The 6000-nt window shown below is 63.3% G+C and carries 8 protein-coding genes; 4 read left to right on the forward strand and 4 right to left on the reverse strand.

What is annotated here, in order from left to right; translation table 11 throughout:
• Positions 1 to 201 precede the first annotated feature (201 nt).
• From IEY07_RS23685 to IEY07_RS23695, 3 genes are all read left to right on the forward strand, one after another.
• The gene (locus IEY07_RS23685; protein WP_188898602.1) at positions 202 to 816 is read left to right on the forward strand and encodes a hypothetical protein; all 615 of its coding nucleotides are present in this window, start codon (positions 202 to 204) and stop codon (positions 814 to 816) included.
• Positions 817 to 987: 171 nt separating this feature from the next.
• A complete protein-coding gene (locus tag IEY07_RS24900; RefSeq protein ID WP_373288918.1) occupies positions 988 to 1263 on the forward strand; it encodes a TetR/AcrR family transcriptional regulator in 276 nt (91 codons plus the stop codon).
• A gap of 133 nt (positions 1264 to 1396) precedes the next feature.
• On the forward strand, positions 1397 to 1876 hold the full coding sequence (locus IEY07_RS23695; RefSeq protein ID WP_188898606.1) for a hypothetical protein: 480 nt from the start codon (positions 1397 to 1399) through the stop codon (positions 1874 to 1876).
• Between the two features lie 130 nt (positions 1877 to 2006).
• Here the strand turns inward: IEY07_RS23695 and IEY07_RS23700 are convergent, their stop codons facing one another.
• The gene (locus IEY07_RS23700; RefSeq protein WP_188898607.1) at positions 2007 to 2627 is read right to left on the reverse strand and encodes a maleylpyruvate isomerase family mycothiol-dependent enzyme; all 621 of its coding nucleotides are present in this window, start codon (positions 2625 to 2627) and stop codon (positions 2007 to 2009) included.
• Positions 2628 to 2980: 353 nt separating this feature from the next.
• Between IEY07_RS23700 and IEY07_RS23705 the strand changes: the two genes are divergently transcribed.
• Entirely contained in the window at positions 2981 to 3763 is a 783-nt protein-coding gene (locus tag IEY07_RS23705) for a class I SAM-dependent methyltransferase (RefSeq protein WP_188898610.1), read from the forward strand.
• 183 nt (positions 3764 to 3946) lie between these two features.
• Here IEY07_RS23705 and IEY07_RS23710 read toward each other — a convergent pair whose 3' ends face one another.
• The 3 genes from IEY07_RS23710 to IEY07_RS23720 form a co-directional block, all read right to left on the reverse strand.
• Positions 3947 to 4693: an ABC transporter permease gene (locus tag IEY07_RS23710; protein ID WP_188898612.1), complete on the reverse strand. Its 747-nt coding sequence runs from the start codon at positions 4691 to 4693 to the stop codon at positions 3947 to 3949.
• A gap of 9 nt (positions 4694 to 4702) precedes the next feature.
• Entirely contained in the window at positions 4703 to 5707 is a 1005-nt protein-coding gene (locus IEY07_RS23715; protein ID WP_188898614.1) for an ABC transporter ATP-binding protein, read from the reverse strand.
• A partial coding sequence (locus tag IEY07_RS23720) for a phospholipase D-like domain-containing protein (RefSeq protein ID WP_229670610.1) occupies positions 5704 to 6000 on the reverse strand: 297 nt, incomplete at its 5' end. The genes IEY07_RS23720 and IEY07_RS23715, both read right to left, overlap by 4 nt.

Raw genomic sequence — 6000 nt, forward strand, 5'->3', positions numbered from 1 at the left:
CAGTCACATGATGGTCGATCATCGGGCTGGCCGAGGCTGCTCATCGGCACCATGATCGCGCGAAATCCATGACCGGGCATCGCCCTGTCGTGGTTCCTCGCCAACCTCGGTTCACTGCTGCGGTGGGTTGAGGAGTTCGGCTCGTAAGCTGACCGGCAATCGACAACTGAGTTCTGAGGACATCTTTTGAATCTCGATGACATGATCAACAACCAAACGATTTCGCCGGCCGGCGCGGACATCCTGCGTACCATTGCCGACACTCGACAATCGTTCCTGGTTCACGCTCTCCCCCAGCACGCAGGCAAAACCACAACCGTCCAGGCAATCCTCGCCGAAGTGCCGCCCAGCGTCCCATGTCAAGAATTCTTCGGTACCGAACACGAATTCGCGACCCTCGCAACAGCCCAGAGGCACGGCTACCTACTCGTCGCCGAAATCGGACACCATGGCAGACCCGGCTACCTCGCCGGCCCGGAAGTCCCACCCGTGTTCGACCTAATCAGCCGCGGATATGCACTCGCGTCGAGTTTGCACGCCGACACCGTCGACCAGGTCTACGAGGTACTGGCCACCAACGGTGTTCCCAAATCGGTAGCCGCCCGGGTGCCCTATCTGATCAAGGTACGGATGCTCAGAAACACGGCAGGCACCCATGTTCGCCGCGTCGTCGACGAAATCCACGAAATCACCACCAGCAGCGATGGCTCTCCCTCAGCCAGTCTCCTCTACCGCTGGGACGGAGAAACCTCCAACGGACAAACCTCCTGGAGTCAAGAACCAGAACACACCCACCAAGCACCACACCACCGCTAGCCAACCCGAACCCCCGCCTTGCCCACACATCTATCAGTGGTCCCATCCGGGCCGAATATCGCCCCGCGCCTCAGCGGCCGTGAGCAACTGGATGATGGCCGAGGTCACAGGCGCATAGGTCGTATCGGTGACTTCCCTCGCGCTTCCACTGGTGAGCGCGTCGCCTAGCCCGTGCTTCAGCCCTGCCTGCGCGGCAAGTCGGCGGGCTCAGATCCGGAACGCCTCGAGACCACGATGCGAACGCTGCTGGTCGACGAGCTGATAGCGTGGCTGTCCGGGCCCGACCGGCAGCTGAGGGCATGGCTCGTATCAGCACAACTGGTCGGCCTCATGCACTCCTGGGACCGCGTCACTGCGGCCGGGACCGCGACAGCAAAACACCGGCGCCGAGTAGCCGAGCTGTACGGAGCGGCCGTTCAACAGCCGATCACACCCGCCACGACATGAGCCGCCACCATTGGACCACGGCCTGCAGTGAGTAGCAACCGACACGTCCAACGCCACGAAGCGCCCGTCGCTGACGGTCGAATCGCGGATCCGACACGAGTTGGTTGACACTCGGTACGGATAGTGTTTCGGCATGAAGCGGATGTATCGAGGGTGTCTGGCGGTCGCGGCAACGCTGTTAGCGATTGTCGGTATCGCGGTTTCGAGCGGATCGGCGCAGGCAGCGTCGGGCACCGTCCACGGTTGCCCGCGCGGGGCAGTATGCATCTATCCGCAGAACAAGGGCTGGAATGGCGGTCACCCCGAGTCGGGAGGCGTGTTCTACAGCTATGGACCCCACAATCTCAGCGGCCAACACGGCAACCACTACGTCCTGAACAACCAGACCGACACCTATCCCAACATGTCGCTGGCAGCGGGCTGCACCGGCTACAACGGAACAGGTAAGCAAAGCAGCTACAAGTTCCTGCTGTTCCCGTGGATCACGGCCACCCCGCACTATCGAACCACTGCTGGTGAACGCGGCTATTCATGGGACAGTCTCAACCTGAGCCCCGTCAACTCCGTCGTCCTGACCTCGCCCAGTGGACGCGATTGGTGCGCCGACGTCTAGAGCGACCACCGAACTGGGGCCCCAGACGAGTCAGTCGAACAGACCCTAACCAGAAAAGTGTTCTCCCCGATTCGTGCCTCACAACCCGCTGATCCTCCACCGGGCACTAGTCATCCAGGACCATGCTCTTTTAGTACGTCGGCCATCCACCAAGTTCGGGGCCAACCACAGGCGACTCGCGACCGAGCAACCAGGCAGCAAGATCACGCCCACCACCAGCGGCGACCACCGCCCCAGTGCCCCATCGACGGCTCAGGTCGCCGGCCAGGATCGCGGAACCGTCCGGCAGCCGCCGGCTGAACAGATCGAGCACGTGGATCACGAACGAGTCCTCCCACTCCGTGCGCTCCACACCGACATCAAGATCGACAAGATGGACCAGAAGTTCACGCCACCGGGTGAACACCGTCGTCTCGTAAGCGTCCCAGTCCTGAACGGTTGACCACACCCGCTCCAGGTTCATCGCCGATTCCGCGAACGCCTCCTCGTGCTGGCTGGCACTCCGGCCAGCGGTCTCCTCGATGATCCGATTACGTTCACCCGGGGCCCACATCTCCACGTGCTCACCCCGCAGCTCATGCTCGATCAGCCGCGCTCGAGCACGGGCTGCATCAGTCAGATGCGCCAGCACATGACCACGAGTCCACCCTGGCAGCCGCGACGCGGCGGCAATCTCGGAGTCGGACAGGCTAGGAATGAGGCGCAGGAACCGCTGATGCGTCGCCGCGACCTCAGCAAACGGAGGAGCCACGGCATCACCGTAACGGCCCACCGGTCACGCCGGAGCAGGACTCCGGCCAAGAACCACTATCATTCCGGCCAATCTCGGCGCGGACCGAGCCAAAGTGCCCGACAGCCGTTCGTTGGCCGACCTCGACGACCGCCGCCCGTCACCGCCCGCCACCGGCAGATCAGCGGGCAGCCTCACCGGGCACCCAGCTGAGCGTCGAATCGGTGTCGCGCAACCCATCCCTCACCGGACAGCATCGGTTGAGATCCGGGCGCGAACTTCGGCTGCCAACAGGTTGGTCGCTCACCAAATGGGGTGAATCAGCCCGGCCGAGTGCGGCAGGGCTCAAACCCGTGGCTACCAAAGATGCCCAGATGAGGGCCTACTACGAGCAGGGCAAGGAACGCGACCGACTTGCCGGGCCGAAAGGCTCCCTCGAGTTCGCCCGGACCAAGGAGATCATCCAACGGCGGCTCCCAGCAGCCCCAGCAGTCGTTGCCGACATTGGCGGCGGACCCGGACGATACTCGATCTGGCTGGCCGAACTCGGCTACACGGTGCAACACCGTGACCTCATGGACCTCCACATCCGCCAGCTCCAAGCCATCGGCCATCCGGCTATCCATTCCGCATCCGGCGACGCCCGCGACGTCGACCTGCCGGACGCTTCGGTCGACGCAGTCCTACTCCTCGGTCCCCTCTACCACCTGCCCGAACGTGCGGACCGGATCCAAACCCTGCACGAAGCCCGACGCATCAGCCGCCCCGTCAGCCCGATCTTCATCGCAGCCATCTCCCGCTGGGCACCACGCCTGGACGGCGTCCTCCAAGAACGGCTCTACGAACACAACCCCGAATTCCTTTCTCTGCTCACAGACGTCGAACATGACGGAACCCTTCCGCCGGTCGTGCCCAACGGTTTCCTCGGCTACACCCACCGCCCCACCGACCTCGCCGACGAAATCGCGGAAGCCGGCCTACACCTCGATGACCTTGTCGGCGTGGAGGGCTTGCCCTTATCCGCAGCCGACATGCAAGCACGCGCCGGCGATACGACTGCCTGGAATGTCCTCCTCAATGCGGCCCGCGTCATCGAACGAGTTCCCGAACTGCTCGGCGTCAGCCCACACCTGATCGCCACAGCCGCGACCGGGTAGTTGCCCGCAGCGGATCCTGCACCGGGCAGGCCCGCGCGGATCGCTAGGTGCCCGGTGATTCAGCGGGAAGGTCCCCTTACCGGGCAGCTCGCGTCCTTACTGGTGCCGGTCCACCTCAGTGGCTGGGCACGCCTGATGATCGACCGCATAGTGCCTGGAGCGTCCCGTGACGGGTGGGCTTGGTCATCGGTGTCGCCAGCTGAGGCGCGTCGGCACGATGATCAGTGACGCGATGACAAATCCGAGGAGTATTCCGACTGGGATTGCGAGCTCGGCCAATGGTCGCTGTTGAGCAGCCTGCCGGAGGGCCTCGGCTGAGTAGGTGGTCGGCCACAGCCGAGCGATCCAGCGCAGCGCTGTGGGTAGGTCGGTCATCGTGATGTAGACGGGCCCGAAGTTCAGGATGATCGTTTGCAGGATCTGGGTGACCAGACTCGATACCTGCGCGTTGGGGCTGACGAAACCGATGATCGCGCCGAACCCGGCGAGGGCATAGGCAGAGATGACCATGATCACGATCATCGGGACTGTGACGGTCATCTGGAAGGCGGCCACCCCAATCGTCAGCATCACGATCGCTGACGGCAGGGCCAGCAACATCCCGCGGGTGGCGATCGCTGCCACGAATGCCGGTTTGGATATTGGCAGGGCCGCGTAGTGTTCAAACGCGTTCTGGTCCTTCATTCCGCCGAGTTCTTGGCCGAGGGAGAGCATGCCACCAAAGCTCAGGCCACTGACCAGGCTGCCGATCACGAAGACCGGCATCACGCTCGGATCGTGACGACCGGTTAACAACCACAAGAAGATCAGCATGCTGACCGGTACGAACGAGGCTTGGACCAGATACCAGTACCACTGGTCCCGAAGGACCAGGAGTTGACTGCGCAGCAGCCACCAGAAGTCAGTGATCGGCTTGGGCATATTCAACATGGTCGATCCTCACCTCCCGTGGTGCGGCAGAGTGTTCGCGGTCAGTTGAAGATAGAGATCCTCCAGGGATGGGGTGACGAGGCGAAAGTCGTCGATGCCTTCCCCGCCGACCGAGTCGATCAACAACCGCACCAACTGATCGACGCGCTCTCGAGGAGCCAGGACGGTCCACCGGCCAGGCTGGACCTGGACGCTGCCCTCCATCGTCTCAAGGGCTTGCTCGATACCCTGATCGATCCCGGGTCGCAGACGAAGCTCTAGCCGGATCCGGTCGTCGGCGAGTCGCTTCAGCGCGCCGAGGGTGTCGTTGGCGACCAGCCGACCCTGGTCGATCAACGCCACCGTGTCGATGACGTCCTCTGCCTCGGTCAGATTGTGAGTCGTCAGCACAACAGTTGCCCGCCGCGCCCGGACATACTCGCGGAGGAAATCCCAGAACACACGCCGACGGGCCGGGTCCAGCTCGTTCGTCGGTTCATCCAACACCAGAATCTCCGGCGTGCCGATGAATGTGCTCAGCAAGACGGCGAGGCGCTGCTCACCACCACTTTGCCGGCTCAACCGCCGATCCGCATGAGAACCCATACCAAAGCGATCCATCACCTGCCCGGCCTGCGATCGAGCCTCAGCAAGACTCAGGCCCCGCAGACAACCCGTGAACACCAACACCTCGCGAGCCGTGTGGTGTCGCAACGCGGCAACCTTCTGGCCGTAATAGCCAACCTTCAACGGGATACTGCCCGGGTCGGCAACCACATCCTCGCCGTCGAGAACGATCGCCCCCGACGTTGGCCGCAGCAAGCCGACCAACTGCTTGACCAATGTGGTCTTGCCTGCCCCGTTCGGGCCGAACACGCCCAGGAACTGGCCACGTTCGACGCTCAGGCTGATGTGATCATTGGCCGGCTGCGTCCTCCCTCGGTACACCTTCGACAGGCCGACTACTTCGATCACCGCCGAGTGCGAGACCGAGGGTGAGGCCGAGGGTGAGGCCGAATGCGGAGCGTCAGTCATCGGCTGACCCGGTCGTTGAACCACATCGCCTGCAAACCGGCCAACTCGGGATTGAGATTGATGGCCCGCTCATCCAGAAGCCGGAACAGCTCCGTTCCCATCACCTGCTGCCGAACCAACTCGCCCGCGGTAGCGGCCAACGTCGGCATCGTCGTCCAGATCGCCGACTCAGTCGGTTCCGGCGCCGGCTGCCCGATCACCGCCTCGACATTGTCGGCCACAACCGTCAACCACTGCACGCCACTATCCACCGGCTCGTCATCACTGACCGGATGCTTCACAAACACCCGCTC

Origin of the sequence: Microlunatus endophyticus (assembly GCF_014646195.1) — a bacterium.
GTDB lineage: Bacteria > Actinomycetota > Actinomycetes > Propionibacteriales > Propionibacteriaceae > Microlunatus > Microlunatus endophyticus.

Excerpts from the sequence above, each read along its gene's own strand:
- IEY07_RS23705 (WP_188898610.1), top strand. The coding sequence starts at position 2,981 with ATGAGGGCCTACTACGAGCAGGGCAAGGAACGCGACCGACTTGCCGGG.
- IEY07_RS23710 (WP_188898612.1), bottom strand. The coding sequence starts at position 4,693 with ATGTTGAATATGCCCAAGCCGATCACTGACTTCTGGTGGCTGCTGCGC.
- IEY07_RS23685 (WP_188898602.1), top strand. The coding sequence starts at position 202 with ATGATCAACAACCAAACGATTTCGCCGGCCGGCGCGGACATCCTGCGT.
- IEY07_RS23695 (WP_188898606.1), top strand. The coding sequence starts at position 1,397 with ATGAAGCGGATGTATCGAGGGTGTCTGGCGGTCGCGGCAACGCTGTTA.
- IEY07_RS23715 (WP_188898614.1), bottom strand. The coding sequence starts at position 5,707 with ATGACTGACGCTCCGCATTCGGCCTCACCCTCGGCCTCACCCTCGGTC.